The sequence below is a fragment of the Pseudomonas macauensis genome, from assembly GCF_047902425.1.
Taxonomy (GTDB): Bacteria; Pseudomonadota; Gammaproteobacteria; order Pseudomonadales; family Pseudomonadaceae; genus Pseudomonas.
This window is the reverse complement of record NZ_CP138377.1, coordinates 3,582,777-3,608,912: the sequence shown is the minus strand read 5'-3', so window position 1 is coordinate 3,608,912 and position 26,136 is coordinate 3,582,777. Positions and strand designations below refer to the sequence as shown.

Sequence of the window (26,136 nt, the reverse complement as noted above, 5' to 3'; positions counted from 1 at the left end):
GCTTACCGTGCTGCCAGGGTGGAGAGGGCAGCGTCCAGCCATTGCTGGACGCCGTGCATGGTTGCCGCGGAGGTGTCGAGGACCGGCTGCGGGTATACACCCAGCAGGACCAGCAGCGCCGCGAGGCCCAGTACCATGAAGAGCTCACGGAAGTTCAGGCCGGCGATCGCACCTTCGGACTTGGATGGGCCGAAGTACGCGCGGTGGATCATGATCAGCGAGTAGACCGAGCCGAACACCAGGCCGAAGGTGGCGATCACGGTGATCACCGGAACGACCTTGAAGCTGCCCAGCAGGATCAGGAATTCGCCGACGAAGTTACCGGTGCCCGGCAGGCCCAGCGAGGCGGTGGCGAAGAACAGGGCCACGGCCGGCAGGTACGGGATGCGCGACCACAGGCCACCCATCTTGCGCATGTCACGGGTGTGCAGGCGCTCGTACAGCTGGCCGCACAGGATGAAGAGCGCGGCAGCGGAGAGGCCGTGGGCGATCATCTGGATCACCACGCCCTGCATCGCCTGCGGGCTGCCCGAGTAGATGCCGATGATGACGAAGCCCATGTGCGACACGGAGGAATAGGCCACCAGGCGCTTGATGTCGGTCTGTGCGAACGACAGGAAGGCGCCGTAGAAGATGCCGATCAGACCGAGGGTCATGGCGACCGGGGCGAACTCCGCCGAAGCGTTGGGGAACAGCGGCAGGCCGAAGCGGATCAGGCCGTAGGCGGCGGTCTTCAGCAGGATGCCGGCCAGGTCCACGGAACCGGCGGTCGGCGCCTGGGCGTGGGCGTCCGGCAGCCAGGAGTGCACCGGTACCACCGGCATCTTCACCGCGAAGGCGACGAAGAAGCCGAGCATCAGCAGCCACTCGGTGTGCTCCGGCATCTGGGTCTTGAGCAGGTCGGCGTAGTTGAAGGTCAGCACGCCGGTGCTGTTGTAGTGCACGAACACCAGGCCCAGGATCGCCACCAGCATCACCAGGCCGCTGGCCTGGGTGAAGATGAAGAACTTGGTGGCGGCGTAGATGCGGGTCTTCTTGCCGTCGTCCGAGCTATGACCCCAGAGCGCGATGAGGAAGTACATCGGCACCAGCATCATTTCCCAGAAGAAGAAGAACAGGAAAAGGTCGACGGCGAGGAACACGCCGATCACACCGCCCAGGATCCACAGCAGGTTCAGGTGGAAGAAACCGATGCGGCGCTGGATCTCGTTCCAGGAGCAGAGCACGGACAGCACGCCGAGCAGGCCGGTCAGGGCGACCATCAGCAGGGACAGGCCGTCCATCGCCAGGTGCACGCTGATACCGAAGCGCTCGATCCAGGCCAGCTTGAACTCGAGGGTCCATTGCGGCTCGCCACCCGGCGCGGGCGCCAGCTGGAAGTCACCGGTGTGCCACACCCACAGGCTGAGGGCGAGGGTGAGGGTCATCGACCCCAGCGCGACCCAGCGGGGCAGGGTCTTGCTGGTGTACTCGGCGATCCAGCAAAGGAAGCCGCCGATGAAGGGGATCAGGATTAGCCAGGGCAGAATCATGTCGGGCTCAATCTCATTCGTGAAGTTTTAAGCCAGCAGCAGCGCGCCGAGGAGCAGCGCGGCGCCACCCACCAGGGAAGCGGCGTACCAACGCAGGCGGCCGTTCTCGGTGAGGCTGAGGAGTTTGTGACCACCGCGGGCGGTGAGCGGGACCAGGACAAGCGACTTGTCGATCGGGTCCGCGGCCAGCAGGCGGCAGATCAGCAGATAGGGTTTCACGAACAGCTTGTCGTACACCCAGTCGAAGCCCCAGGCATGGAACCACCAGGTGCCGAAGAAGCGGCCCGGCGCGCTCTGGGCGACGGCGCTGACGAAGCGGCGCTTGCCAAGGAACAGCAGGCCGGCCAGCAGGATGCCGGCGATGGCGATGGCACCTGAGGCGATTTCCAGGCTGTGCTTGGCTTCGCCACCGGCGTGACCGGCGCTTTCCGGCAGTACGCCGGCCAGCGGCGGGGTGATCAGCGCGCCGATGAAGGTGGACAGCACGATCAGTACGCTCAGCGGCAGCCAGTGGCTGATGCCGTGGCCCGCGTGCGCCTCGGTCTTCGCTTCGCCGTGGAAGGCGATGAAGATCAGGCGGAAGGTGTACAGCGAGGTCATGAACGCACCGACCAGACCGGCGATCAGCAGGTTCTGGTGACCGCTGGCGAAGGCTTCCCAGAGGATTTCGTCCTTGGAGTAGAAGCCGGCGGTCAGGAAGGGGAGGGCGGCCAGGGCGGCGCCACCGACCACGAAGCTCGCATAGGCCAGCGGCAGCTTCTTCCACAGACCACCCATCTTGAAGATGTTCTGCTCGTGGTGGCAGGCGACGATCACAGCACCCGAAGCAAGGAACAGCAGGGCCTTGAAGAAGGCGTGGGTCATCAGGTGGAAGATCGCGCCACCCCAGGCGCCAACGCCCAGGGCCAGGAACATGTAGCCGATCTGGCTCATGGTCGAGTAGGCGAGGATGCGCTTGATGTCGGTCTGCACCAGGGCGGCGAAGCCAGCCAGCACCAGGGTCACGGCGCCGACGATGCCGACCAGCTCCAGGACGTTCGGAGCCAGCTCGAACAGGCCGTGGCAGCGGGCGATCAGGTAGACGCCCGCGGTCACCATGGTGGCGGCGTGGATCAGCGCGGAGACCGGAGTCGGGCCGGCCATCGCATCGGCCAGCCAGGTCTGCAGCGGCAGCTGGGCCGATTTGCCGACGGCGCCGCCGAGCAGCATCAGGGCCGCCAGGTTGACCCACAGGTCGCCCTTGGCGAAGTGCTGCGGAGCCAGGACCAGCAGCTCCTGGATGTTCAGCGTGCCCAGGTGCTGGAACAGGATGAACATGCCGATGGCGAAGAACACGTCACCCACGCGGGTCACGATGAAGGCCTTCAGGGCCGCGTTGCCGTTGGGCACGTGGTTGAAGTAGAAGCCGATCAGCAGGTAGGAGCACAGGCCCACGCCTTCCCAGCCGAAGTACACGAACAGCAGGTTATCGCCGAGCACCAGGAACAGCATGCTGGCGATGAACAGGTTGGTGTAGGCGAAGAAGCGCGAATAGCCGGCTTCGCCACGCATGTACCAGGAGGCGAACAGGTGGATCAGGAAGCCGACGCCGGTGACCACGCCGAGCATGGTGACCGACAGGCCGTCCAGGTACAGGGTGAAGTTGGTCTTGAAGTCACCAACGCTCATCCACTGCCACAGCACCAGGCTGTAGGCACCACCTTCGGGCGGGTTGCTGTGGAAGCTCCAGATCGCCCAGAAGGCGGAGAGGGCGGCCAGGCCCACGGAGCCGACACCCACCAGTGCCGAGAAGTTTTCCGACCACTTGCCGCGGGAGAAAGACAGCAGCAGGAAGCCGACCAGGGGGAACAGGAATGTAAGGGGCAGCAGGTTCATCCGCGCATCTCGCTTGCAGCGTCGATATCGAGGGTATGGAAGCGGCGATACAGCTGGAGCAGGATCGCCAGGCCGATGCTCGCCTCGGCCGCGGCCAGGCTGAGCACCAGGATGAACATCACCTGGCCGTCGGGCTGGGCCCAGCGGCTACCGGCGACCACGAAGGCCAGCGCGGCGGCGTTCATCATCACTTCCAGGCTCATCAGTACGAACAGGATGTTGCGTCGTACCATCAGGCCTACCAGGCCGAAGCAGAACAGCACACCGGCGAGTGCCAGTCCGTGTTCGAGAGGGATTGTGTTCATGGTGTTATTCCTTCGCTTCGTGGCGGCCGAGGTGGTAGGCGGCGACCAGTGCCGCCAGCAGCAGCATCGAGGCCAGTTCGACGACCAGCAGGTAGGGGCCGAACAGGCTGATGCCCACGGCCTTGGCGTCCACGGTGGTGTGGCCGATGCCGGCACCGCTCGGGGTGCGCGACAACATCCACAGCAGCTCGACCATCAGCACCAGGGAGAGCGCGCCAGGGCCGATCCAGACGCCGGGCTTGAGCCACTTGCGTTCCTGTTCGGCAATCGCCGGGCCGAGGTTGAGCATCATCACCACGAAGACGAACAGCACCATGATCGCGCCGGCGTAGACGATGATCTCCAGGGCACCGGCGAACGGGGCGCCGAGGCTGAAGAAGGTCATCGATACGGCGAGCAGCGAAACGATGAGGTAGAGCAGGGCATGCACCGGATTGCTGTTGGTGATGACCCGCAGGGTTGCCAGCACGGCGACGCCGGCGGCGAAGTAGAAAGCGAATTCCACGCGACGTCTCCTTACGGCAGCAGGCTCTTGACGTTGATCGGTTCGGCTTCGTTCTGCGCGGCGCCTTTCGGCTTGCCGGCAATGGCCATGCCGGCAACGCGGTAGAAGTTGTAGTCCGGGTTCTTGCCGGGGCCGGAGATCAGCAGGTCTTCCTTCTCGTAGACCAGGTCCTGGCGCTTGAACTCACCCATCTCGAAATCCGGGGTCAGCTGGATCGCGGTGGTCGGGCAGGCTTCTTCGCACAGGCCGCAGAAGATGCAGCGGGAGAAGTTGATGCGGAAGAACTCGGGGTACCAGCGACCATCGTCGGTCTCGGCCTTCTGCAGGGAGATGCAGCCGACCGGGCAGGCCACGGCGCACAGGTTGCACGCAACGCAGCGCTCCTCACCGTCGGGGTCGCGGGTGAGGACGATGCGGCCACGGTAGCGCGGCGGCAGGTAAACGGGTTCTTCCGGGTATTGCAGGGTGTCACGCTTGCGGAAGGCGTGACCGAAGATCATCACCAGGCTGCGCAGCTGGGTGTAGGTGCCGTGCACCACGTCGAAAATGTACTTGATCATGGTCCTACTCCTTACTGGGCCGCCAGCACGACTGCGCCGGTCACCAGCAGGTTGATCAGGGTCAGCGGGAGGCAGAACTTCCAGCTGAAGGCCATCACCTGGTCATAGCGCGGGCGTGGGATCGAAGCCCGCAGCAGAATGAACATCATGATGAAGAAGCCGGTTTTCAGGGCGAACCAGATGAACGGGATCTGCGGCAGGATGCCGAAGGGACCGTGCCAGCCGCCGAAGAACAGGGTCGCCAGCAGCGCGGACACCAGCACGATGCCGATGTACTCGCCAACGAAGAACATGCCCCATTTCATGCCGGCGTACTCGATGTGGTAACCGTCGGCCAGTTCCTGCTCGGCTTCGGGCTGGTCGAACGGGTGACGGTGAGTCACGGCGACGCCGGCGACGAAGAAGGTCATGAAGCCAAAGAACTGCGGAATGATGAACCACATGTGCTCGGCCTGGTAATCGACGATGTCGCGCAGGCTGAACGAACCGACCTGAGCCACGATGCCCATCAGCGACAGGGCCAGGAACACCTCATAGGAGATGGTCTGGGCCGAGGCGCGCAGGCTGCCGAGGAGGGCGAACTTGTTGTTGCTCGACCAGCCGGCGAACAGCACCGCGTACACGGTCAGGCCAGCCATGGCGAAGAAGAACAGGATGCCGATGTTCAGGTCCGCCACACCCCAGGTCGGGGTGATCGGGATGATCGCGAAGGCCACCAGCAGCGCACCCATGGCGATCATGGGGGCGAGGGTGAAGATCATCTTGTCGGCGAACGGCGGGGTCCAGTCTTCCTTGAAGAACATCTTGATCATGTCGGCGCCAAGCTGGAAGGCGCCGAAGGGGCCAACCCGGTTCGGACCATAGCGGTCCTGCCAGAGGCCGAGCAGACGACGCTCGACCCAGCTCAGCAGCGCGCCGCAGACGACCACGGCGAGCAGGATGACGATGGCCTTGATGACCTCGATCAGGATGTCGACGATGGCGGGTGTCAGCCAGCTCATTGTGCAGCCTCCTGCAGACCTTCAGCGACAGCGCCGATGACACCGGCGGGAATGCCTTGCAGACCGATCGGCAGGGCGACCAGGCCGGCCCCGAGCTCTTCGCTCACACGCAGCGGCAGGCGCAGTTCCTGGCCCTTGACAGTCAGGCGGATGATCGCGCCTTCGTTGACGCCCAGACGGTCAGCCTCGGATTTCGCCAGGGTGACGTAGGTCTGCGGGATGCGCTCCTGCACCGGTGCGGCCTTGGCGGAGTTCTCCTCGCTGCCGAACAGGTGATAGAAGGGCACCACCTTGAACTGGCTGGCGGCGGTGTGGAACGGCGCGGGAATCTCGCTGAACCAGAGGGCCTGGCCCTTGGCCTTGATCAGGCGCACGCCCGGGTCGCCGGCGCGCAGATGGCCGCCGACTTCGTCCTGGAACTTGTTCCAGGCCTGCGGGGAGTTCCAGCCCGGGGACCAGGCGAACGGAATCTGCTGACGCGGTTCGGCGCTGCCGGCGTAGCCTTCCATGGAGAAGGCGAACGGCGAGTCGATGTCCTGCGAAGCGCGCGGCTCGCTGACATTGATGTTGGCACGCATGGCGGTACGGCCGGAGTAGCGGTGCGGCTCGCGCGCCAGCTTCAGGCCCTTGATGCGGAACGCGGCATTCGGCGCAGCTTCGCGGATGCCCGCCAGTTGCGGCTTGGCGGCGACGACGGCGTCGATCACGTGGTCCAGCTGGGTCCAGTCGACACGCTTGCCTTCGAGGGTGCTGTGCAGGGCATGCAGCCAGCGCCAGCCTTCGCGGACCAGGATGTCGGCGTTGTAGTAGGCCGGGTCATAGACCTGGAAGAAGCGCTGGGCGCGACCTTCCTGGCTGACCAGGGTGCCATCGCCTTCAGCGAAGCTGGCGGCCGGCAGCAGGACAGTAGCCTTGGCGGTGGTGGCAGTCTGCTGGTGATCGGCGACGATGACGATCTTCGCAGCGGCCAGGGCAGCGTCGACAGCGGTGGCGTCCGCGCGGCGGTACAGGTCGTTCTCCAGGATCACCACGGCATCGGCTGCGCCGGAGGTCAGCTGCTGCAGGGCGGCTTCGACGGATTCACCACCGAAGAGGGCAAGGCCCAGGCTGTTGGCTTCCGGAACCACCAGGCTCAGGGAGCCGTTCTTCTCGCGGTTCTTCAGCGCGCTGGCAATGTTGGCGGCGGCTTCGATCAGGGCGTTGCTGCCCAGCGAAGTGCCGGAGATGACCAGCGGACGCTTGGCGGCGACCAGGGCATCGGCGATGCGCTGGGCCAGGGCGGCGGCTTCGGCGTCGAGGCCGGCGACGGCCGGGGCGCTCGAATCGATCGCGTGGGCCACGGCGAAGCCCAGGCGAGCAAGGTCTTCGGTGGCGGCGTGCACGCACTCGGCGGCGACGTCGTCCAGGCGGGTTTCATCGAGGCTGGCGATGAACAGCGGGTTCATCTCGTGCTGGGCGATGGTCTTCACCGCGGCGTCGAGCCACGGCTGGATCTTCATCGCGGCGGCCATGTCCTCGCCCTTGCCTTTTACCGACTGGCGCAGGGCCAGGGCGATACGGGCAGCGGTCTGGGTCAGGTCTTCGCCGAGCACGAACACGGCGTCGTGGTCTTCGATGTCACGGATGGTCGGCACCGGCAGCGGGCCGTCCTGCATGACTTTCAGCACCAGTTGCAGACGCTGCAGTTCGTCAGCGGAAATGCCGCTGTAGAAGTTCTGCGCGCCGACCAGGGCGGAGAGGGCGTAGTTGCTTTCCAGGCTGGCGCGCGGCGAACCGATACCGATGACCTTGCGGCCTTTGAGCAGTGCAGCGGTCTGGTCCAGAGCACCGTCCAGCGAGAGCTTCTGCTTGCTCAGCATCAGCTGCGGCTGGCGCGGACGGTCTTCGCGGTTGACGTAGCCGTAGCCGAAGCGGCCGCGGTCGCACAGGAAGTAGTGGTTCACCGAGCCGTTGTAGCGGTTCTCGATGCGGCGGATTTCACCGTAACGCTCGCCGGGGCTGATGTTGCAGCCGCTGGAGCAGCCATGGCAGATGCTCGGGGCGAACTGCATGTCCCACTTGCGGTTGTAGCGTTCGGAGTGGGTCTTGTCGGTGAACACGCCGGTCGGGCAGACCTCGGTCAGGTTGCCGGAGAATTCGCTCTCCAGTACACCGTCCTCGATACGGCCGAAATAGACGTTGTCGTGCGCGCCATAGACGCCCAGGTCGGTGCCGCCGGCGTAGTCCTTGTAGTAACGGACGCAGCGGTAGCAGGCGATGCAGCGGTTCATCTCGTGGGCGATGAACGGGCCGAGCTCCTGGTTCTGGTGGGTGCGCTTGGTGAAGCGGTACCGGCGCTGGTTGTGGCCGGTCATCACCGTCATGTCCTGCAGGTGGCAGTGACCGCCTTCCTCGCAGACCGGGCAGTCGTGCGGGTGGTTGGTCATCAGCCATTCGACGACGCTGGCGCGGAACTGCTTGGCCTCTTCGTCTTCGATGGAAATCCAGGTGTTGTCGGTGGCGGGAGTCATGCAGGACATGACGAGACGACCGCGTTTGTCGTTCTCGTCGGTGTACTGCTTGACCGCGCACTGGCGGCATGCGCCGACGCTTCCGAGCGCCGGGTGCCAGCAGAAGTAGGGGATGTCGAGACCGAGGGAGAGGCAGGCCTGCAACAGGTTGTCCGCTCCGTCGACTTCTAACGTCTTGCCGTCTACGTGGATCGTGGCCATGGGTCTAAGTCTTCGTTGGCCCGTTGTCAGCGGGCGTGGCTAATAGAAATCACGGTTTCATCGGGCCGGCGGCACGCCGCGGCACTACAACGAAACAACGCCGGGCGACTTCCGCCCGGCGAACAAAGCATCAAGCGCCGACGGTCCGCGGTGCTTGTACGGCCTGAGCCTGGCGGGAAATGCCCGCTTCGAACTCGGGACGGAAATACTTCAGTGCGCTGCCCAGCGGCTCGACGGCACCCGGTGCGTGGGCACAGAAGGTCTTGCCTGGGCCGAGGAAGTTGACGAGCTGCTCGAGGGTTTCCAGGTCGCCCTGGGCGCCTTCGCCTTTCTCCAGCGCGCGCAGGACCTTCACGCTCCACGGCAGGCCGTCACGGCATGGAGTGCACCAGCCGCACGATTCGCGGGCGAAGAACTCTTCCATGTTGCGCAGCAGCGAAACCATGTTGACGCTGTCGTCCACCGCCATGGCCAGGCCAGTACCCATACGGGTGCCGACCTTGGCGACGCCGCCGGCATAGAACAGGGCGTCCAGGTGTTCCGGCAGGAGGAAGCCGGTACCGGCGCCGCCCGGCTGCCAGGCCTTGAGCTTGTAGCCGTCGCGCATGCCGCCGGCGTAGTCCTCGAACAGCTCGCGGGCCGGAAGGCCGAAGGGCAGTTCCCAGATGCCGGGATTCTTCACCTTGCCGGAGAAGCCCATGAGCTTGGTGCCCATGTCTTCGCTGCCCGGACGGGCCAGACCCTTGTACCAGTCCACGCCGTGCTCGACGATCGCCGGTACGTTGCACAGGGTCTCGACGTTGTTCACGCAGGTGGGCTTGCCCCATACGCCGACGGCGGCGGGGAAGGGCGGCTTGGAGCGCGGGTTGGCGCGGCGGCCTTCCAGCGAGTTGATCAGCGCGGTTTCTTCACCACAGATGTAGCGGCCGGCGCCGGTGTGCACGAACAGCTCGAAATCGAAACCGCTGCCGAGGATGTTCTTGCCCAAGAGGCCTGCGGCCTTGGCTTCCTCGATGGCGCGGTTCAGGTTGCGCGCTGCGTCGACGTACTCGCCACGCAGGAAGATGTAGCCGCGGTAGGCCTTGAGGGCGCGCGCGGAGATCAGCATGCCTTCCACCAGCAGGTGTGGCAGCTGCTCCATGAGCATGCGGTCCTTCCAGGTGTTGGGTTCCATCTCGTCCGCGTTGCACAGCAGGTAGCGGATGTTGAGGGATTCGTCCTTGGGCATCAGGCCCCACTTCACGCCGGTGGGGAAGCCCGCACCGCCGCGGCCCTTGAGGCCGGAGTCCTTGACGGTCTGGACGATGTCGTCGGCGGCCATCTGCGCCAGCGCCTTGCGCGCGGCGGCGTAGCCGTTCTTCGACTGGTATTCCTCCAGCCAGACCGGGGCGCCGTCGTCACGCAGGCGCCAGGTCAGCGGGTGGGTTTCGGCCGCACGCGCCGTGCGGTTGGGCGTGCCGTAGGAGGTGAGGCGACTCATGCGTAGGCCTCCAGCAGTTTGGCGACGCCGTCGGGACGCAGGTCACCGAAGGTGTCGTCATCGATCATCATCGCCGGGGCCTTGTCGCAGTTGCCCAGGCAGCACACCGGCAGCAGAGTGAAACGGCCGTCGGCGGTGGTCTGGCCGAGGCCGATGCCCAGCTGCTTCTGGATCTCGCCGACCACGGATTCGTGGCCGCCGATGTAGCAGACCATGCTGTCGCAGACGCGGATGATGTGGCGGCCGACCGGCTGGCGGAAGATCTGGCTATAGAAGGTAGCCACACCTTCGACGTCGCTGTCCGGGATGCCGAGGATCTCGGCGATGGCGGGGATGGCGCCATCCGGCACCCAGCCACGCTGCTTCTGGACGATCTTCAGGGCTTCGATGGACGCCGCGCGGGAGTCCTCGTAGTGATGCATCTCGTGCTCGATGGCCGAGCGCTCGGTTTCGCTGAGTTCGAAACGATCAGTCTGGATAAGGGTACTCATGATCAGCGGTCCACGTCGGCCATAACGAAGTCGATACTGCCCAGATAGGCGATCAGGTCGGCAATCATGCTGCCGTTGATCACCGACGGAATCTGCTGCAGGTGCGCGAAGCTGGGCGTCCGGATGCGGGTCCGGTAGCTCATGGTGCTGCCATCGCTCGTCAGGTAGTAGCTGTTGATGCCCTTGGTCGCTTCCACCATCTGGAAGGCTTCGTTGGCCGGCATGACCGGGCCCCAGGAAACCTGCAGGAAGTGGGTGATCAGGGTTTCGATGTGCTGCAGCGTGCGCTCTTTGGGCGGCGGCGTGGTCAGCGGGTGGTCGGCCTTGTACGGGCCTTCGGGCATGTTCTTCAGGCACTGCTCGATGATGCGCAGGCTCTGGCGCATCTCACCCATCTTGACCATGCAGCGGTCGTAGGCGTCGCCGTTGTGGGCCAGCGGTACTTCGAACTCGAAGTTCTCGTAGCCGGAGTAGGGGCGGGCCTTACGCAGGTCGAAGTCGCAACCGGTGGCGCGCAGGCCGGCGCCGGTGGTGCCCCATTCCAGCGCTTCCTTGGTGTTGTACTGGGCAACGCCGATGGTACGGCCACGCAGGATGCTGTTCTTCAGGGCGGCGGTTTCGTACTCGTCCAGGCGCTTGGGCATCCAGTCGAGGAATTCGCGGACCAGCTTGTCCCAGCCGCGCGGCAGGTCGTGGGCGACGCCGCCGATGCGGTACCAGGCCGGGTGCAGGCGGAAGCCGGTGATGGCTTCGACGACCTTGTAGGCGCGCTGGCGGTCGGTGAAGGTGAAGAACACCGGGGTCATCGCGCCCACGTCCTGGATGTAGGTACCCAGGTAGAGGAGGTGGTTCAGGATGCGGAAGAACTCCGACATCATGATGCGGATGACGTCGACGCGCTGCGGCACCTTGATGCCGGCGAGCTTCTCGACCGAGAGCACGTACGGCAGGTTGTTCATCACGCCGCCGAGGTAGTCGATACGGTCGGTGTAGGGGATGAAGCTGTGCCAGGACTGGCGCTCGGCCATCTTCTCGGCGCCTCGGTGGTGGTAGCCGATCTCCGGTACGCAGTCGAGGATCTCTTCGCCGTCCAGCTGCAGGATGATGCGGAACGCACCGTGGGCGGACGGGTGGTTCGGGCCGAGGTTGAGGAACATGAAGTCCTCGTTCTCGCCGTGGCGCTTCATGCCCCAGTCTTCAGGCTTGAAGCGCAGGGCTTCCTGCTCCAGCTCCTGCTTGGCGACGGAGAGGGAGTAGGGATCGAACTCGGTGGCGCGCGCCGGGTAGTCCTTGCGCAGCGGGTGACCTTCCCAGGTCGGCGGCATCAGCATGCGGGTCAGGTGCGGGTGACCATTGAAGGTGATCCCGTACATGTCCCAGACCTCACGCTCGTACCAGTTGGCGTTCGGCCAGATACGGGTGGCTGTGGGCAGGTTGAGGTCGCCCTCGGACAAGGCCACCTTGATCATCACGTCACTATTACGCTCGAGCGACATCAGGTGGTAGAACACGCTGAAGTCGGCGCCCGGCAGGCCGCGACGGTGGGTGCGCAGGCGCTCGTCGACCCCGTGCAGGTCATAGAGCATGACGTACGGCTTGGGTACGTTGCGCAGGAAGGTGAGGACGTCGATCAGGCGCTCACGGGACACCCAGAGCACCGGCATGCCGGTGCGGGTGGCCTGGACGGTGAAGGTCTCGGCGCCAAAGCGGGAATTCAGTTCGACGACGATGTCTTGGTCGTCTGCCTTGTAAGGCGGGATGTACAGAGCGGAGTCTGCATTCATAGTCTTAAGTCACACTCGGTCAACGGTGGAGTGAATACGGGCCTCTCGTGGAGGGCCGGATCACACTTCGTCGGGGCTGCGCAGGTTGGTGACCGCAATGCGCTGTTCGCGCTTGAGATCCTTCTGGGCAGGCATGTCGGCACGATAGATGCCTTGATCGCCTACAACCCAGGACAACGGGCGACGCTCCTGGCCGATGGATTCCTGCAGCAGCATCAGGCCTTGCAGGAACGCCTCAGGACGGGGCGGGCAGCCGGGGATGTACACGTCCACGGGGAGGAACTTGTCGACCCCCTGAACGACCGAGTAGATGTCGTACATGCCGCCGGAGTTGGCACACGAACCCATCGAGATCACCCACTTGGGTTCCAGCATCTGCTCGTACAGGCGCTGGATGACCGGGGCCATCTTGATGAAGCAGGTGCCGGCAATGACCATGAAGTCAGCCTGGCGCGGCGATGCACGGATCACTTCGGCGCCGAAGCGGGCGATGTCGTGCGGCGCGGTGAACGCCGTGGTCATCTCCACGTAGCAGCAGGACAGACCGAAGTTGTACGGCCACAGGGAGTTCTTGCGACCCCAGTTGACCGCACCGTTGAGAACATCTTCCAGCTTGCCCATGAAGATGTTCTTGTGGACCTGCCCTTCGATGAGCGGGTCTTCTACCGTTTCGCGCTGGCCGATCGGGTACTGATCATTGGGCGCATCCGGGTCGATCCGGGTAAGTTTGTATTGCATCGCCAAAGCCTCATTGTTTTAGCTTCGCCTGCCGTGCGCGACGTGCCGCCGGTGCCCAATCGAGCGCGCCGATACGCCACAGGTAGACAAGACCTGCCAACAGAATTGCTATGAAAATGGTTGCCTCGATCAGACCGGCCCAACCGCTTTCACGGACGGACACGGACCAGGCGAAGAGGAAGAGGGCTTCGACGTCGAAGATCACGAAGAGCATCGCGACCAGATAGAATTTTGCCGACAGACGCAGGCGTGCGCTGCCGGTAGGAACGATCCCGGATTCGAACGGTTCGTTCTTGCTGCGACCAAATGCCTTACTGCCAAGCAGGCTGGAAACCCCTAGCATGAAGCCGAGCAGGCCCAGCACTCCTAAAAGGAAGGCGGCGAGTCCCCAGTGTTGAGCTGCAAGTTCAGCTGGATTGGGCATGCCGATACTCCTTCCTACAAATAACGATTGTCTTGGGTTCCGGGCGATGGCCCGACTGCACGAACCCGACAACTCAAGGATAGTGAGCTAAGGGTTCAGGTCATCTTTCCAATTTTATGCCCAAAGCCTTCAGCAAGTAAATTTTTCCAACACAAACAGACGCTTCTAAATCGGGCAAAAGGCTTTTGCATTTCCGTAAGCCCTCTGCCTGTGCGGTCCTCGGCGCCTAGTGTGCCGGCACTTCGGCTTTGGTCGAATGGTACTTTCGAGGTATTTGGCCGCAATAAATCGGCACTCTTTAAATGATAAATATTATCATTTGCAGTGTCGTATATCCGTAACTTTACTACATATAAGCGGCGAGCCCTTTTCTTCAGTCACTTCTGCAACATTCAATTATCCCCATCCGGTTTTGTTGGGCGCCTCTCCTTTCGGGATGGTTCATTTATTTTTTGCGATCCAGGCCCAGTGCATTTCACAGCGGATCGGCTCGCCGCCAGTGTCGTCCAGCACGGTCACCTGAATCAGCGCTTCCCCCTTGTCCTCCTCCCGCATTGCGCGGCGTTGCTCCGCTGTCAGCGTGGCGATAGCGCGCAGACCGCCGTTGGCGCGGCGTCGGTAGTCGATCGTGAGGCTCTTGATCAGCGGCAGCTTGTGATCGGGCAGATTCATGCCGACCATGCAGCCGCTGGCGGACTCGGCGAGCAGCGCCATGGCGGCCGCGTGCACGCCGCCGATGTGATTGCGAACGTGGCGGTGGTTGGCCAGGCTCATTCGCACTTCGTCGCTTGAGAGTTTCTGGATGCGCACATTGGCGGTGCCAGCGAAGCGTACCTGGGAGCAGAACAGGCGGCTCAGCAGCGGCTCGTGAAGGCGGCGCGGAAGGCGCTGGATGAGATGGGCGGCGAGGGCGAGGCGGTTGCGCTTGGGCATGGGCTTTTCCGTGCATATAAAGGAAGCACGAGGCTGGCATGTCGGCGCGGATCTGCCCTTGGCGGGCGGGGAGAGGGTGGCTGGCGGTTCGGCCAAGCACAAAAAACAAGACCCCGGCTGAGGCCGGGGTCTTGCGGTGCCTGCCGGCCCCGAGGGGCCGGTGAACCAGTTCTTAGTGGAACTGGTTCATGGTGTTGTCTTTACCCGAGGCTTTCAGAGCGGCTTCGCCAGCGAAGTACTCTTTGTGGTTGTCGCCGATGTCCGAGCCAGCCATGTTCTGGTGCTTGACGCAGGCGATGCCCTGACGCAGCTCCTGACGCTGCACGCCCTTCACGTAGGCCAGCATGCCCTGGTCGGCGAAGTAGCCCTTGGCCAGGTTGTCGGTGGACAGCGCGGCGGTGTGGTAGGTCGGCAGGGTGATCAGGTGGTGGAAGATGCCGGCGTGGGCCGAACCGTCGCGCTGGAAGGTACGGATCTTCTCGTCAGCGATCTGAGCCAGTTCGGTCTCGTCGTACTCGACGCTCATCAGCTTGGCGCGGTCGTAGGCGGAAACGTCCTTGCCTTCGGCGACGAACGCATCGAACACCTGCTGGCGGAAGTTCAGGGTCCAGTTGAACGACGGGCTGTTGTTGTAAACCAGCTTGGCGTTCGGGATGACCTGACGGATGCGGTCAACCATGCCCTTGATCTGGCCAACGTGCGGCTTCTCGGTTTCGATCCACAGCAGGTCGGCGCCGTTCTGCAGCGAGGTGATGCAGTCCAGGACGCAACGGTCTTCGCCGGTGCCCTTGCGGAACTGGAACAGGTTGGAAGCCAGGCGCTTGGGACGCAGCAGCTTGCCGCCGCGGTTGATCACCACGTCGCCGTTCTGCAGGTCGGAAGCGGAGATTTCTTCGCAGTCCAGGAAGGAGTTGTACTGGTCGCCCAGGTCGCCCGGCTCGCGGGTTACGGCGATCTGCTTGGTCAGGCCGGCGCCCAGGGAGTCGGTACGAGCGACGATCACGCCGTCGTCGATGCCCAGCTCGAGGAACGCGTAGCGAACGGCGTTGATCTTGGCGAGGAAGTCTTCGTGCGGAACGGTCACTTTACCGTCCTGGTGGCCGCACTGCTTCTCGTCGGAAACCTGGTTCTCGATCTGGATGCAGCAGGCACCGGCTTCGATCATCTTCTTGGCCAGCAGGTAGGTCGCCTCGGCGTTACCGAAACCGGCGTCGATGTCGGCAATGATCGGCACCACGTGGGTTTCGAAGTTGTCGATCTGAGCCTGTACTTCGGCTTCCTTGGCCTTGTCGCCGGCAGCGCGGGCGGAGTCCAGGGCGGTGAACAGCAGGTCCAGTTCGCGGGCGTCAGCCTGGCGCAGGAAGGTGTAGAGCTCTTCGATCAGGCCGGCGACCGCGGTCTTCTCGTGCATCGACTGGTCCGGCAGCGGGCCGAAGTCGGAGCGCAGGGCGGCAACCATCCAGCCGGACAGGTAGAGGTAGCGCTTGTTGGTGGTCTTCAGGTGCTTCTTGATGGAGATCAGCTTCTGCTGACCGATGAAGCCGTGCCAGCAGCCCAGGGACTGGGTGTAGACGGAAGCGTCCGCATCGTACTCAGCCATGTCCTTGCGCATGATGGCTGCGGTGTACTTGGCAATTTCCAGACCGGTCTTGAAGCGGTTCTGGACGCGCATGCGGGCAGCGTACTCGGGGTTGATCGCGCTCCAGCTGTTGCCGTTCTTCTCTTTGAGCGCGGCGACTGCTTTGATCTCGTTCTGATATGCGGACATGGCCAATCCTTCAAAAGAATGTGTTTGGTTAAGCACCGACTACCCACATGAAACCGCACCTGAACGGTACTGACTGCGGGTTGCTCGCCGCGGGATGGCGAAGGGGCGACCGAAAGAAGGAGTGACGCTGGAGGAGTGGGGTGGCGCGGCGTACAGACGGGTGACTGCAGCGGTGACATCCAGAATCGCTTGCCGGCTCGTGGCAGCCGTTGGGCGATGGTGGACGGCTGAATCCGTCACTTCGTGCTGTTACTAAGGCTTGCTTCCCCGTCCCTCAGGACAACCTCTTGCCAGTCGCAACCTCGTCGATCCGCCTTGTGGGCTTAACAACACGAACCGGCGCGACAGGTGCGTCGCTGGCGCGGTCCGGAGGGCTTTGAAGCCCTCTGGTTAGCGGGAGCGAGGCCATCATGCACGTTCAAACGAGCGTTCGTCAAACGTTTTGTAGTGTTTTTTTTGGACTACTACACGAAGGTCTAACGAGGACCGGCAAGTCACCTACGGAAGGATTAGTCGAGCACTTCGACCTTCACCCGCAGGCTGCTGTCGTTGCGGCCCTGGGTGCTGTAGTGGCGAGCGAAACCGCTCTGGGCGCTTTGATTGCTTTCGCTGACGCCGCCGACGTCGATCCACTGGCCGAGCGGGCCGCTGATGCTGGTTTCGGTAGCGCTGGTGTTCATCGAGCCCTGGTAGTTGCCGTTGAAGCGGTCGTTGCGGGTGCTGAGGGTGATGTGCACGAGGTTGCCGGTAAGGCTCGCGGTCACGTACATGCCCTGGTTGGCATCGCGGTACTCGGTCTGGCTGTAGACCTGGCCATAGGGGCCGATGCCGGCGTTGGTCACCGGTTGGCTCTGGCCGACCTGGATGAATGCGGGTGAGCCCTCGGTGGCACGCACCTGCTGGGTGCCACCGCCGCGACTGTTGGTGGAGCGGTTGATGATGCGCACCTGGTCGCGGCCGTTGACTTCGCCGCGACCGGCCTGGATTTCCACGTTGCCGGCGCTGACCGAGCCATTCACCGCGTAGCCGCTCTGGTCGCTCTGGCTGCCGTCGCTGGTGTCGACGCTGATCAGCAGTTGGTGGGGGCGGGTGTCCAGTTGGCTGAGCACCTGTTGCAGTTCGTGGATCTTCGCCAGCTCGGCGTTCACGATCAGTTGGTTGCCATAGGCGGTGACCCGGCCTTCGTTGCCCAATACCGACTGCGCCACCGGCAGCACGTCCTCGGCGGTGCGGTAGTTGAGCGGAATGACCTCGGTGCGGGGTGCGGCGATGGCGGCCAGGCTGAATCCGCAAGCAAGGAGCAGGGCGAGAGGGCGTCGGGTCAAAGCAGGAAGCTCCGCAGATTCGGGTCGAGGAGGCTGGTGTTCCAGGTCTGTTCGAACTGTTCCAGTAGCTGGCGGGCGCGGCCGGGGTGGTTGTAGTGGGCGTAGCCGGCGTAGTCGCCCGGCTCCGGGCGCAGCAACAGGCCGCAGTCGTCGGCCAGCAGGAAGGCGTGATCTTCGCTGGGGTAGTCCGGGTTGATCCGGCGGATCTGGCAGTAGCTGGACAGGCGCCGGCTGAGATTCAGCAGGCGATGGCCGTCCTTCACTGCACGGGCGCTGTCGCGCACCAGGATCATCAGGCGGTTGCGCGGGTTGCTCAGCAGCAGTTGGGTGCAGGCTGCCTGGATGCTGCTGTGGTGGTACAGCCAGGGCTCCAGGTCGGGGGTGTAGAGGTAGAGGGTGCGCTGCGCCTGCTGCATCAGTGCCAGGGCATGGGCGCGGGCCTCTTCAGGCTTGTTGAAGCGGTGCACTTGGTCGCCTTCGCCAAGGCGGAACGGCGCGGGTTCCAGCGCTTCGGGCGGCAGGGCTTCGCTGGGTGGGTTGTGAATGGCGAAACGTCCCGGAGACTGGAACTCGATGTCCGGCAGTTCCACCGGGAGGTCGTCTTGTTCCGGGACGTTGTCCATTTCGCTGCCTCAGTCGCTTTCGCGCACCATGTCCACGTGGGGAAGGCCGGCGTCGAGGAATTCACCGCTGGCTACCTTGAAGCCTAGCCGTTCGTAGAAGGGAATGGCGTAGACCTGGGCGGTCAGCAACTGGCGTTTCAAGCCCTGGCTTTCGGCTTGCTCGATGGCGGCGCGCATGAGCAGGTCGCCCACCTTGAGACCGCGCCAGTCCTTGAGGACGGAAACGCGGCCGATGTGCCCGTCCGGCAGGAGGCGGGCGGTGCCGATGGCGTAGTCGCCTTCGAAGGCCAGGAAGTGCACGGCTTCGACATCCTCGGCGTCCCATTCGAGTTCCGGCGGGACCGATTGCTCGGCGATGAAGACCGCCTCGCGAATGCGCCGCAGATCGGCATTATCCTTCTGCCAGTCCGCCACGCGAACCCTGATCTTGCTACTCATCGGCAAACTCCAGACTGCCCTGTTTGATCAGCTCTCCGATGAGCTTACGCCCATCGTCATCGGCCAGCCATTGGCCGAGATTCCCTTCGTGCAGCGATTGGGCCGAGCACACCAGCTTGAGCAGGTCGCGCAGTTTTTCCGGCAGGACCACGGTCTGGCCGCTGGCGAACAGCAGCAGGCCGACGTCCACTTCGCTCCAGGCCATTCGTGCGCTGGGGTTGCGGATTAACACGGCGCCGTCGGCAATCGCGCTGGTCAGTTCGTCTTCCTCGATTTCCTCACCGGCGACCAGTTCCGGGTAGCGTGGCTCGGTCATGAACTGGCCGAACCAGGTGAGCAGCAGTCGCTCGTCGCTCATGTGCTCCTGCAGCAGGTTCTTCAGGCGGTCGAGGGCGTCGCGCTGGATCTTGTGCTGGTCTTCATCGGCTTTCACCGCGCTCATGCCGGCGTCGCTGTAGCGCTCTTCATCGGTGAGGAACTGGGCGAGGAAGTCGGTGAAGTGGGTCAGGACTTCGGCGGCGCTGGGGGCGCGGAAGCCGACTGAATAGGTCATGCAGTCATCTTCGGCGATGCCGTAGTGGGCCACGCGCGGCGGCAGGTAGAGCATGTCGCCCGGTTCCAGTACCCATTCGGCGCTTTCTTCGAATTCGGCGAGGATGCGCAGGTCCTGGTGCGGCAGCAGGGGGCTGCTGGCGTCGCAGGTCTGGCCGATCTTCCAGCGGCGCTGGCCGTGGCCCTGCAGGAGGAACACGTCGTAGTTGTCGAAGTGCGGGCCGACGCCGCCGCCCGGTGCGGCGTAGCTGATCATCACGTCGTCGATGCGCCAGCTGGGCAGGAACTTGAAGTGTTCCAGCAGTTCGGCGACTTCCGGGATGAATTGGTCGACGGCCTGCACCAGCAGGGTCCAGTCGCGCTCGGGCAGGTCCTTGAAGGTCTCTTCCTTGAACGGGCCGCGGCGCAGTTCCCAGGGGCTGTCGCCGTGCTCGATGACGATGCGCGACTCGATCATCTCTTCCAGGGCGAGGCCGGCCAGCTCGTCAGGCTCCAGCGGGCTCTTGAAGTCCGGGATGGCCTGGCGTACCAGCAGGGGCTTTTTCTGCCAGTAATCGCGGAGGAATTCTTCGGCGCTGATGCCGCCCAAAAGCTGAAGAGGAATAGCAGGATTCATGGTTAAGTCCTTGAAACAAAAACGCCCGGCACAGCCGGGCGTGCAAAGTCAGGGCGAATCTCAGATGCGCTTGGCCTGGGCGGCGGCGTTACCGATGTAGTTCGCGGGGGTCAGTTTCTTCAGCTCGGCCTTGGCTTCGGCGGGCATGTCGAGGCCGTCGATGAACACCTGCAGGGCGTCGGCACTGATGCCTTTGCCGCGGGTCAGTTCCTTGAGCTTCTCGTAGGGGTTCTCGATGCCGTAGCGGCGCATGACGGTCTGTACCGGCTCGGCCAGGACTTCCCAGCAGGCGTCCAGGTCTTCGGCGATGCGCGCGGCGTTCAGTTCCAGCTTGCCGATGCCCTTGAGGCTGGCCTCGTAGGCGATGACGCTGTGGGCGAAACCGACGCCCAGGTTGCGCAGTACGGTGGAGTCGGTCAGGTCACGCTGCCAGCGGGAGATCGGCAGCTTGCTGGCCAGGTGCTGGAACAGTGCGTTGGCGATGCCCAGGTTGCCTTCGGAGTTCTCGAAGTCGATCGGGTTGACCTTGTGTGGCATGGTCGAGGAGCCGATCTCGCCAGCGATGGTCTTCTGCTTGAAGTAGCCCAGGGAGATGTAGCCCCAGACGTCGCGGTCGAAGTCTATGAGGATGGTGTTGAAGCGGGCGATGGCGTCGAACAGCTCGGCGATGTAGTCGTGCGGCTCGATCTGGGTGGTGTAGGGGTTCCACGCCAGGCCCAGGTCGCCTTCGATGAATTCGCGGGCGTTGGCTTCCCAATCCACTTGCGGATAGGCCGACAGATGGGCGTTGTAGTTGCCCACGGCGCCGTTGATCTTGCCCAGCAGTTCGACCGAAGCAACCTGCTTGATCTGACGCTCCAGGCGGTAGACGACGTTGGCCAGTTCCTTGCCCAGGGTGGTCGGGGAGGCTGGCTGGCCGTGGGTGCGCGAGAGCATCGGCACGTCGGCGAACTTGACCGCGAGTTCGCGGATGGAGTCGGCGATCTGGCGCATCAGCGGCAGCAGCACGGTGTCGCGGCCTTCGCGCAGCATCAGGGCGTGGGACAGGTTGTTGATGTCCTCGGAGGTGCAGGCGAAGTGGATGAACTCGCTGACCTTGGCCAGTTCCGGCAGCTTGGCGGCTTGTTCCTTGAGCAGGTATTCCACGGCTTTCACATCGTGGTTGGTGGTGCGCTCGATGTCCTTGATGCGCTGCGCGTGCTCCAGTTGGAAGTCATCGGCCAGCTGATTCAGCAGAGCGTTGGCTTCGGCGGAGAAGGGGGCCACTTCGGGGATGCCGGCGTGGGCGGCGAGGCGCTGCAGCCAGCGAACCTCCACCAGGACGCGGAAACGGATCAGGCCGTATTCGCTGAAGATCGGACGCAGGGCGCTGGTTTTGCTGCCGTAACGGCCGTCAACTGGGGAAACCGCGGTAAGGGAGGAAAGCTGCATGGGGCGTTCTCGTGGCTGGAGGTCAACGAAAAGGGCGCACATCATACACGAAAGCGGCGCTCCGGTCGCCTTTGCGGCGACCGGAAGAAGGTGTTTCAGCCGCGCAGCAGGGGGCGCAGTTCACCCAGCATTTTCTTCCGGGCGAACAGCATCTGCCAGCGGTTGCCGCCGAGCTGTCGCCACAGGCGCGCGGAGCGGATGCCGGCCAGCAGTAGGGCGCGGATGCGCGCGGCGTTGGCGTTGATCTGCAGGTAGCGCATGTCGCCGTGTACCTGGATGCGCTGGCGGAAGGTGCTCAGGGTGTCCTGGTAAAGGCCGGCGCAGGAGGCGATGACGTTCTCGTGGATCAGGCCGAAGTGCTGTACCTGCTGCTGGATCTGGTCCAGGCGGCTGCCCATCAGGTCGAGCATGTCGTCGCGCTTGTTCAGCTGGCGTTCCAGGCCGATCAGCGAGAGAGCGTAGCGCAGTGGCTCACGCTGCAGGCTGTTGGGGTCGCGCTCGAGCGCGCTGACCAGGGCGCGGAAGCCTTCGCGCAGATTGGCGGTGTCGCCGCCGTAGACGTCCAGGGTGGTCTTCGGGTCGCGCACCAGCAGGCTGCCGAGCATACAGCCCAGCGGCGCCTCGGGGATCTGCCCGGTGCGGGCGAGGCGGTCTACCAGGGCTGCGGATTCGAAAACGCCGGATAGGGCAATGATCTGGTCGTGCAGATCGCTCATGCAGGTTCCTTAGCGAACGCGGGTTCGGCCGATTCGATGACGCCGCCGCCGAGGCAGATTTCGCCGTCGTAGAAGACCACGGACTGGCCGGGGGTCACAGCGCGCTGCGGTTCGTCGAACACCGCGCGGTAACCGTTCCCGGTGCGTTCCAGCACGCAGTCCTGGTCGGCCTGGCGGTAGCGCACCTTGGCGCGCAGGGCCTTGGGCTGGTCCAGGTCGATGGGGTTGACCCAATAGATGTGCGAGGCGTGCAGGGCGCGGGAGAACAGCCACGGGTGGTCATTGCCCTGGCCGACGACCAGGACGTTGCGCGCCAGGTCCTTCTCCAACACGTACCAGGGGCTGTCGTCGGCGTTCTTCAGGCCGCCGATGCCCAGGCCCTGGCGCTGGCCGATGGTGTGGTACATCAGGCCGACATGCTTGCCGATGACCGTGCCGTCGGTGGTCTCGATGTCACCCGGCTGGGCCGGCAGGTACTGCTTGAGGAAGTCGCTGAAGCGGCGCTCGCCGATAAAGCAGATGCCGGTCGAGTCTTTCTTCTTCGCGGTGGCCAGGCCGTATTTCTCGGCGATGGCACGCACCTCGGGCTTCTCCAGTTCGCCGACCGGGAACAGGGTCTTGCCGATCTGCTCGCCGCCCACCGCATGGAGGAAGTAGCTCTGGTCCTTGTTCGGGTCCAGGCCCTTGAGCAGTTCGCTGCGGCCGTCGACGTCGCGGCGGCGCACGTAGTGGCCGGTGGCGATCAGGTCGGCACCCAGGGCGAGGGCGTAGTCGAGGAAGGCTTTGAACTTGATCTCGCGGTTGCAGAGGATGTCCGGGTTCGGCGTGCGGCCGGCCTTGTATTCCTCGAGGAAGTGCTCGAAGACGTTGTCCCAGTATTCCGCGGCGAAGTTGGCGGTGTGCAGCTTGATGCCGATGCGGTCGCAGACGGCCTGGGCGTCGGCCAGGTCGGTCATGGCGGTGCAGTACTCGGTGCCGTCGTCCTCTTCCCAGTTCTTCATGAACAGGCCTTCCACCTGGTAGCCCTGTTCCTTGAGGAGCAGGGCGGAGACGGAGGAGTCCACGCCGCCGGACATGCCGACGATAACGCGGGTGTTCTGGGGGATCTTCGGCGAGGAAGAGGGGGAATCAGACATGGTGGCGCATCACGGGTACAGGTAAAGACGGGGATTCTACCAGAGCCGAGCGGCTCAGGCTCGGCTGCCGGCTCAGGTACGGATCAGGCTGAGCGGGAAGCGCTCGCCTTCCAGGTAGTCGTCGATGCAGCGCAGCACCAGGTGGCTGCGCCAGCGTTCGGGTTGGGCGGCCAGCTCGTCGCGGGTCATCCAGCGGGCGCCGAGGATGCCGTCGTCCAGCGCGCGCTCGGGGTGATGGCGCACGGGGCGGGCGGCGAAGCAGACGCGCTGGTAGGTCACGCCATTGCTTGGTGCGGTGTACAGGTAGATGCCGGTGACGGCGGTCAGCTCCACATCCCAGCCGGTTTCTTCCAGGGTTTCGCGCACGGCGGCTTCGAGCAGGCTTTCGTTGGCTTCCAGATGGCCGGCGGGCTGGTTGAAGACCTGTTTTTTGTCAGCGGAGATTTCCTCCACCAGCAGGAAACGGTCCTGGTCTTCGATGATGGTGGCGACGGTGACATGTGCAAGCCAGCGCATGGATGTGGTCCCTCGTGGGAAATGCGAAAAGGCGCGAGTTTAACGTTGCTGGGCGCAGAAAGCAGAACCCCCGGGAGGGCCCGGGGGTTCTGTATTACGCGAAGAGCCTTACGCCAGTGCGTCGATCGCGGCGTTGAAGGTCGCGCTCGGGCGCATGACCTGGGAGGTCAGCTCCGGGTTGGAACGGTAGTAGCCGCCGATGTCGGCTGGCTTGCCCTGTACGCCGTTCAGTTCGGCGACGATGGCCGCTTCCTTCTCGGTCAGGGTCTTGGCCAATGCGCTGAAGTGGGCCTTCAGTTCGGCGTCGTCATTCTGCTCGGCCAGGGCCTGGGCCCAGTACATGGCCAGGTAGAAGTGGCTACCGCGGTTGTCGATCTCACCGATCTTGCGCGACGGCGACTTGTTGTTGTCCAGCAGCTTGCCGGTGGCGATGTCGAGGGTCTTGCCCAGCACCTTGGCCTTGGCGTTGTTGGTCTTGATGCCTTCTTCTTCGAAGGAGACGGCAAGAGCCAGGAACTCGCCCAGGGAATCCCAGCGCAGGTAGTTCTCTTCCACCAGTTGCTGTACGTGTTTCGGAGCCGAACCGCCGGCGCCGGTTTCGTACATGCCGCCGCCCGCCATCAGCGGAACGATGGACAGCATCTTGGCCGAGGTGCCCAGTTCCATGATCGGGAACAGGTCGGTCAGGTAGTCGCGCAGGACGTTGCCGGTCACCGAGATGGTGTCCTGGCCGCGCAGTTGACGCTCCATGCTGGTGCGGATGGCTTCGTTGTAGCCCTTGATGCTGATGTCCAGGCCGGTCAGGTCGTGGTCCTTCAGGTACAGCTCGACCTTCTTGCGCAGCTCGTTGTCGTGGGCGCGCTCCGGGTCCAGCCAGAAGATGGCCGGGGTGTTGGACTGGCGGGCACGGGTAACGGCCAGCTTGACCCAGTCGCGGATCGGGGCGTCCTTGGTCTGGCAGGCGCGCCAGATGTCACCGGCCTGCACTTCGTGCTGCATCAGGACCTTGCCGTCGGCGTCGACTACACGCATGGTGCCGTCGGCTTCCATTTCGAAGGTCTTGTCGTGGGAGCCGTATTCCTCGGCCTTCTGCGCCATCAGGCCGACGTTCGGTACGCTGCCCATGGTGGTCGGGTCGAACGCGCCGTTGGTTTTGCAGAAGTTGATCATTTCCTGGTAGATGCGGGCGTAGGTGCTTTCCGGCATTACCGCTTTGGTGTCTTTCTGTTTACCGTCCTTGCCCCACATTTGACCCGAGTTGCGGATCATGGCCGGCATGGAGGCGTCGACGATCACGTCGCTGGGGATGTGCAGGTTGGTGATGCCCTTGACCGAGTCGACCATCGCCATTTCCGGGCGGTGGCTGTACACCTCGTGGATGTCGTGCAGGATTTCTTCCTGCTGCGAGGCCGGCAGCGACTTGATCTTGTCATAGACGCTGGAGATGCCGTTGTTCGGGTTCACGCCCAGCTCTTCGAACAGCTCGCCGTACTTCTCGAACACGTCCTTGTAGTAGACGGTGACGGCGTGGCCGAAGACGATCGGGTGGGAGATCTTCATCATGGTGGCCTTGACGTGCAGGGACCACATGACGCCGGTTTCCTTGCAATCCTGCAGGGTCTTCTCGAAGAAGGCGCGCAGCTTGCTGCAGCTCATGAACATGCTGTCGAGGACTTCGCCTTCCTGCATCTTCAGGGTCTTCTTGGTCTCGACCTTGCCGTCCTTGCCGACGAACTCGATGCGGACTTCACCGGCCTTCGGGATGGTGACCGACTGTTCGCTGGAGAAGAAGTCGCCGCCACGCATGTAGTCGGCGTGGGAGCGCGAAGCCATGCTCCACTTGCCCATGCTGTGCGGGTGCTTGCGGGCGTAGGCCTTCACGGCGGCCGGGGCGCGGCGGTCGGAGTTGCCTTCACGCAGGACCGGGTTCACGGCGCTGCCCAGGACCTTGGCGTAACGCGCACGGGTTTCGTTCTCTTCGGCGGTCTGCGGGTCTTCCGGGAAGTCCGGAACGGCGAAGCCCAGCTTCTGCAGCTCGGCGATGGCGCCCTTGAGCTGCGGTACCGAAGCGGAGATGTTCGGCAGCTTGATGATGTTGGCTTCGGGGGCGGTGGCCAGTTGGGCCAGGTAGGCCAGGTCGTCTTCGATGGCCTTGTCGCCGAGTTTGTCGGCGAAGGAGGCCAGGATACGGCCTGCAAGAGAGATGTCGCGGGTTTCTACGTCGATGCCGGCGGAGGCGGCGAAGGCTTTTACGATGGGAAGCAGCGAGTAGGTGGCAAGGGCGGGTGCTTCGTCGGTGAAGGTGTAAGTGATCTTCGAGCGGATGGACATCTCGTTCTAACTCTCTTCTTTGCTGGGCGCGCACAGAGTCTCGAATCGCGTTGGTACACGCTTGCGTTCAACGAAGTGGTTGACCGACCTTCGAGATTTGCCGCGGGGATATTGGGGCGCCAGTAGAGCGTTGTACGGCGGGTTCCTGGTGTGGACTCCGTCGTTACGAGGAGAGAGTCTGGTCCCAGACTGCTCGGACCTCGATGACCATTAAGTCATGGCCGCCAGTATACCACCCTAAAGGCAGGGTGATGTGCGTGCCTTTTTTAGACTAAGGAATGATGTGGTTCGATCATCGACTTGTGAGCTACCCTCAGTGGCTGCAAGAGGGTTTCAACCAAAAAG

23 protein-coding genes are annotated in these 26,136 nt (G+C 63.7%); all 23 read right to left on the bottom strand.

From position 1 onward, the window contains the following. Positions 1–2 precede the first annotated feature (2 nt). Positions 3–1,532 (bottom strand): NADH-quinone oxidoreductase subunit M, encoded by a 1,530-nt coding sequence (gene nuoM / locus SD196_RS16475; RefSeq protein WP_275611419.1) that lies wholly within the window; start codon positions 1,530–1,532, stop codon positions 3–5. A 27-nt stretch (positions 1,533–1,559) separates the two neighbouring features. Continuing rightward, positions 1,560–3,407, bottom strand: coding sequence for an NADH-quinone oxidoreductase subunit L (nuoL, locus tag SD196_RS16470; RefSeq protein WP_275611420.1), 1,848 nt, complete (start codon positions 3,405–3,407; stop codon positions 1,560–1,562). Next, positions 3,404–3,712, bottom strand: coding sequence for an NADH-quinone oxidoreductase subunit NuoK (gene nuoK / locus SD196_RS16465; RefSeq protein WP_024765121.1), 309 nt, complete (start codon positions 3,710–3,712; stop codon positions 3,404–3,406). Before nuoK ends, nuoL begins: the two co-directional genes overlap by 4 nt. 4 nt (positions 3,713–3,716) lie before the next feature. Then, a complete protein-coding gene (gene nuoJ / locus SD196_RS16460; protein ID WP_275611421.1) occupies positions 3,717–4,217 on the bottom strand; it encodes an NADH-quinone oxidoreductase subunit J in 501 nt (166 codons plus the stop codon). 11 nt (positions 4,218–4,228) lie between these two features. Beyond that, positions 4,229–4,777: an NADH-quinone oxidoreductase subunit NuoI gene (nuoI, locus tag SD196_RS16455; RefSeq protein WP_015477483.1), complete on the bottom strand. Its 549-nt coding sequence runs from the start codon at positions 4,775–4,777 to the stop codon at positions 4,229–4,231. An 11-nt stretch (positions 4,778–4,788) separates the two neighbouring features. Further along, the gene (gene nuoH, locus SD196_RS16450) at positions 4,789–5,778 is read right to left on the bottom strand and encodes an NADH-quinone oxidoreductase subunit NuoH (protein WP_275611422.1); all 990 of its coding nucleotides are present in this window, start codon (positions 5,776–5,778) and stop codon (positions 4,789–4,791) included. Further along, on the bottom strand, positions 5,775–8,489 hold the full coding sequence (gene nuoG, locus SD196_RS16445) for an NADH-quinone oxidoreductase subunit NuoG (protein ID WP_343573334.1): 2,715 nt from the start codon (positions 8,487–8,489) through the stop codon (positions 5,775–5,777). Before nuoG ends, nuoH begins: the two co-directional genes overlap by 4 nt. A 130-nt stretch (positions 8,490–8,619) precedes the next feature. After that, entirely contained in the window at positions 8,620–9,969 is a 1,350-nt protein-coding gene (nuoF, locus tag SD196_RS16440) for an NADH-quinone oxidoreductase subunit NuoF (protein WP_275611424.1), read from the bottom strand. After that, complete coding sequence (nuoE, locus tag SD196_RS16435; protein WP_259759663.1) at positions 9,966–10,466, bottom strand: NADH-quinone oxidoreductase subunit NuoE; 501 nt, start codon at positions 10,464–10,466, stop codon at positions 9,966–9,968. Before nuoE ends, nuoF begins: the two co-directional genes overlap by 4 nt. Beyond that, entirely contained in the window at positions 10,463–12,244 is a 1,782-nt protein-coding gene (gene nuoC, locus SD196_RS16430; protein ID WP_275611425.1) for an NADH-quinone oxidoreductase subunit C/D, read from the bottom strand. Before nuoC ends, nuoE begins: the two co-directional genes overlap by 4 nt. Before the next feature lie 60 nt (positions 12,245–12,304). Then, the gene (locus SD196_RS16425) at positions 12,305–12,982 is read right to left on the bottom strand and encodes a NuoB/complex I 20 kDa subunit family protein (protein WP_015477477.1); all 678 of its coding nucleotides are present in this window, start codon (positions 12,980–12,982) and stop codon (positions 12,305–12,307) included. Between the two features lie 10 nt (positions 12,983–12,992). Then, positions 12,993–13,406, bottom strand: a complete 414-nt coding sequence (gene ndhC, locus SD196_RS16420; protein ID WP_015477476.1) for an NADH-quinone oxidoreductase subunit A — start codon at positions 13,404–13,406, stop codon at positions 12,993–12,995. 441 nt (positions 13,407–13,847) lie between these two features. Beyond that, positions 13,848–14,339 (bottom strand): DUF4442 domain-containing protein, encoded by a 492-nt coding sequence (locus tag SD196_RS16415; protein WP_343573338.1) that lies wholly within the window; start codon positions 14,337–14,339, stop codon positions 13,848–13,850. A 172-nt stretch (positions 14,340–14,511) separates the two neighbouring features. Then, positions 14,512–16,107, bottom strand: coding sequence for an isocitrate lyase (locus SD196_RS16410; RefSeq protein WP_275611427.1), 1,596 nt, complete (start codon positions 16,105–16,107; stop codon positions 14,512–14,514). 509 nt (positions 16,108–16,616) lie between these two features. Beyond that, the gene (locus tag SD196_RS16405) at positions 16,617–17,432 is read right to left on the bottom strand and encodes a secretin N-terminal domain-containing protein (RefSeq protein ID WP_343573341.1); all 816 of its coding nucleotides are present in this window, start codon (positions 17,430–17,432) and stop codon (positions 16,617–16,619) included. Further along, positions 17,429–18,055, bottom strand: a complete 627-nt coding sequence (locus SD196_RS16400; RefSeq protein ID WP_275611429.1) for a histone acetyltransferase HPA2 — start codon at positions 18,053–18,055, stop codon at positions 17,429–17,431. The genes SD196_RS16405 and SD196_RS16400 overlap by 4 nt, the downstream gene beginning before the upstream one ends. A 9-nt stretch (positions 18,056–18,064) precedes the next feature. Beyond that, positions 18,065–18,493, bottom strand: a complete 429-nt coding sequence (locus SD196_RS16395; RefSeq protein WP_152224077.1) for a GNAT family N-acetyltransferase — start codon at positions 18,491–18,493, stop codon at positions 18,065–18,067. Continuing rightward, entirely contained in the window at positions 18,486–19,661 is a 1,176-nt protein-coding gene (locus SD196_RS16390) for a cupin domain-containing protein (protein ID WP_331319799.1), read from the bottom strand. The genes SD196_RS16395 and SD196_RS16390 overlap by 8 nt, the downstream gene beginning before the upstream one ends. Positions 19,662–19,721: 60 nt before the next feature. Continuing rightward, the gene (purB, locus tag SD196_RS16385; protein WP_275611431.1) at positions 19,722–21,092 is read right to left on the bottom strand and encodes an adenylosuccinate lyase; all 1,371 of its coding nucleotides are present in this window, start codon (positions 21,090–21,092) and stop codon (positions 19,722–19,724) included. A gap of 95 nt (positions 21,093–21,187) precedes the next feature. After that, entirely contained in the window at positions 21,188–21,808 is a 621-nt protein-coding gene (hflD, locus tag SD196_RS16380; RefSeq protein ID WP_275611432.1) for a high frequency lysogenization protein HflD, read from the bottom strand. Beyond that, positions 21,805–22,944: a tRNA 2-thiouridine(34) synthase MnmA gene (gene mnmA, locus SD196_RS16375; protein ID WP_275611433.1), complete on the bottom strand. Its 1,140-nt coding sequence runs from the start codon at positions 22,942–22,944 to the stop codon at positions 21,805–21,807. The genes hflD and mnmA overlap by 4 nt, the downstream gene beginning before the upstream one ends. 72 nt (positions 22,945–23,016) lie before the next feature. Continuing rightward, a complete protein-coding gene (locus tag SD196_RS16370; RefSeq protein ID WP_343573347.1) occupies positions 23,017–23,460 on the bottom strand; it encodes an NUDIX hydrolase in 444 nt (147 codons plus the stop codon). A 108-nt stretch (positions 23,461–23,568) separates the two neighbouring features. Beyond that, positions 23,569–25,791 carry an NADP-dependent isocitrate dehydrogenase gene (locus SD196_RS16365; protein ID WP_343573349.1) on the bottom strand — a complete coding sequence of 741 codons (2,223 nt, stop codon included), beginning with the start codon at positions 25,789–25,791 and terminating at the stop codon, positions 23,569–23,571. Positions 25,792–26,136 lie beyond the last annotated feature (345 nt).

Excerpts from the sequence above, each read along its gene's own strand:
- purB (WP_275611431.1), bottom strand. The coding sequence starts at position 21,092 with ATGCAGCTTTCCTCCCTTACCGCGGTTTCCCCAGTTGACGGCCGTTAC.
- nuoH (WP_275611422.1), bottom strand. The coding sequence starts at position 5,778 with ATGAGCTGGCTGACACCCGCCATCGTCGACATCCTGATCGAGGTCATC.
- nuoC (WP_275611425.1), bottom strand. The coding sequence starts at position 12,244 with ATGAATGCAGACTCCGCTCTGTACATCCCGCCTTACAAGGCAGACGAC.
- SD196_RS16400 (WP_275611429.1), bottom strand. The coding sequence starts at position 18,055 with ATGGACAACGTCCCGGAACAAGACGACCTCCCGGTGGAACTGCCGGAC.
- SD196_RS16390 (WP_331319799.1), bottom strand. The coding sequence starts at position 19,661 with ATGAATCCTGCTATTCCTCTTCAGCTTTTGGGCGGCATCAGCGCCGAA.
- nuoL (WP_275611420.1), bottom strand. The coding sequence starts at position 3,407 with ATGAACCTGCTGCCCCTTACATTCCTGTTCCCCCTGGTCGGCTTCCTG.
- SD196_RS16370 (WP_343573347.1), bottom strand. The coding sequence starts at position 23,460 with ATGCGCTGGCTTGCACATGTCACCGTCGCCACCATCATCGAAGACCAG.
- SD196_RS16410 (WP_275611427.1), bottom strand. The coding sequence starts at position 16,107 with ATGTCCGCATATCAGAACGAGATCAAAGCAGTCGCCGCGCTCAAAGAG.
- ndhC (WP_015477476.1), bottom strand. The coding sequence starts at position 13,406 with ATGCCCAATCCAGCTGAACTTGCAGCTCAACACTGGGGACTCGCCGCC.
- nuoI (WP_015477483.1), bottom strand. The coding sequence starts at position 4,777 with ATGATCAAGTACATTTTCGACGTGGTGCACGGCACCTACACCCAGCTG.
- SD196_RS16395 (WP_152224077.1), bottom strand. The coding sequence starts at position 18,493 with ATGAGTAGCAAGATCAGGGTTCGCGTGGCGGACTGGCAGAAGGATAAT.
- nuoM (WP_275611419.1), bottom strand. The coding sequence starts at position 1,532 with ATGATTCTGCCCTGGCTAATCCTGATCCCCTTCATCGGCGGCTTCCTT.
- nuoK (WP_024765121.1), bottom strand. The coding sequence starts at position 3,712 with ATGAACACAATCCCTCTCGAACACGGACTGGCACTCGCCGGTGTGCTG.
- SD196_RS16425 (WP_015477477.1), bottom strand. The coding sequence starts at position 12,982 with ATGCAATACAAACTTACCCGGATCGACCCGGATGCGCCCAATGATCAG.
- mnmA (WP_275611433.1), bottom strand. The coding sequence starts at position 22,944 with ATGTCTGATTCCCCCTCTTCCTCGCCGAAGATCCCCCAGAACACCCGC.
- SD196_RS16365 (WP_343573349.1), bottom strand. The coding sequence starts at position 25,791 with ATGTCCATCCGCTCGAAGATCACTTACACCTTCACCGACGAAGCACCC.
- nuoF (WP_275611424.1), bottom strand. The coding sequence starts at position 9,969 with ATGAGTCGCCTCACCTCCTACGGCACGCCCAACCGCACGGCGCGTGCG.
- nuoG (WP_343573334.1), bottom strand. The coding sequence starts at position 8,489 with ATGGCCACGATCCACGTAGACGGCAAGACGTTAGAAGTCGACGGAGCG.
- SD196_RS16415 (WP_343573338.1), bottom strand. The coding sequence starts at position 14,339 with ATGCCCAAGCGCAACCGCCTCGCCCTCGCCGCCCATCTCATCCAGCGC.
- hflD (WP_275611432.1), bottom strand. The coding sequence starts at position 21,808 with ATGAGCGATCTGCACGACCAGATCATTGCCCTATCCGGCGTTTTCGAA.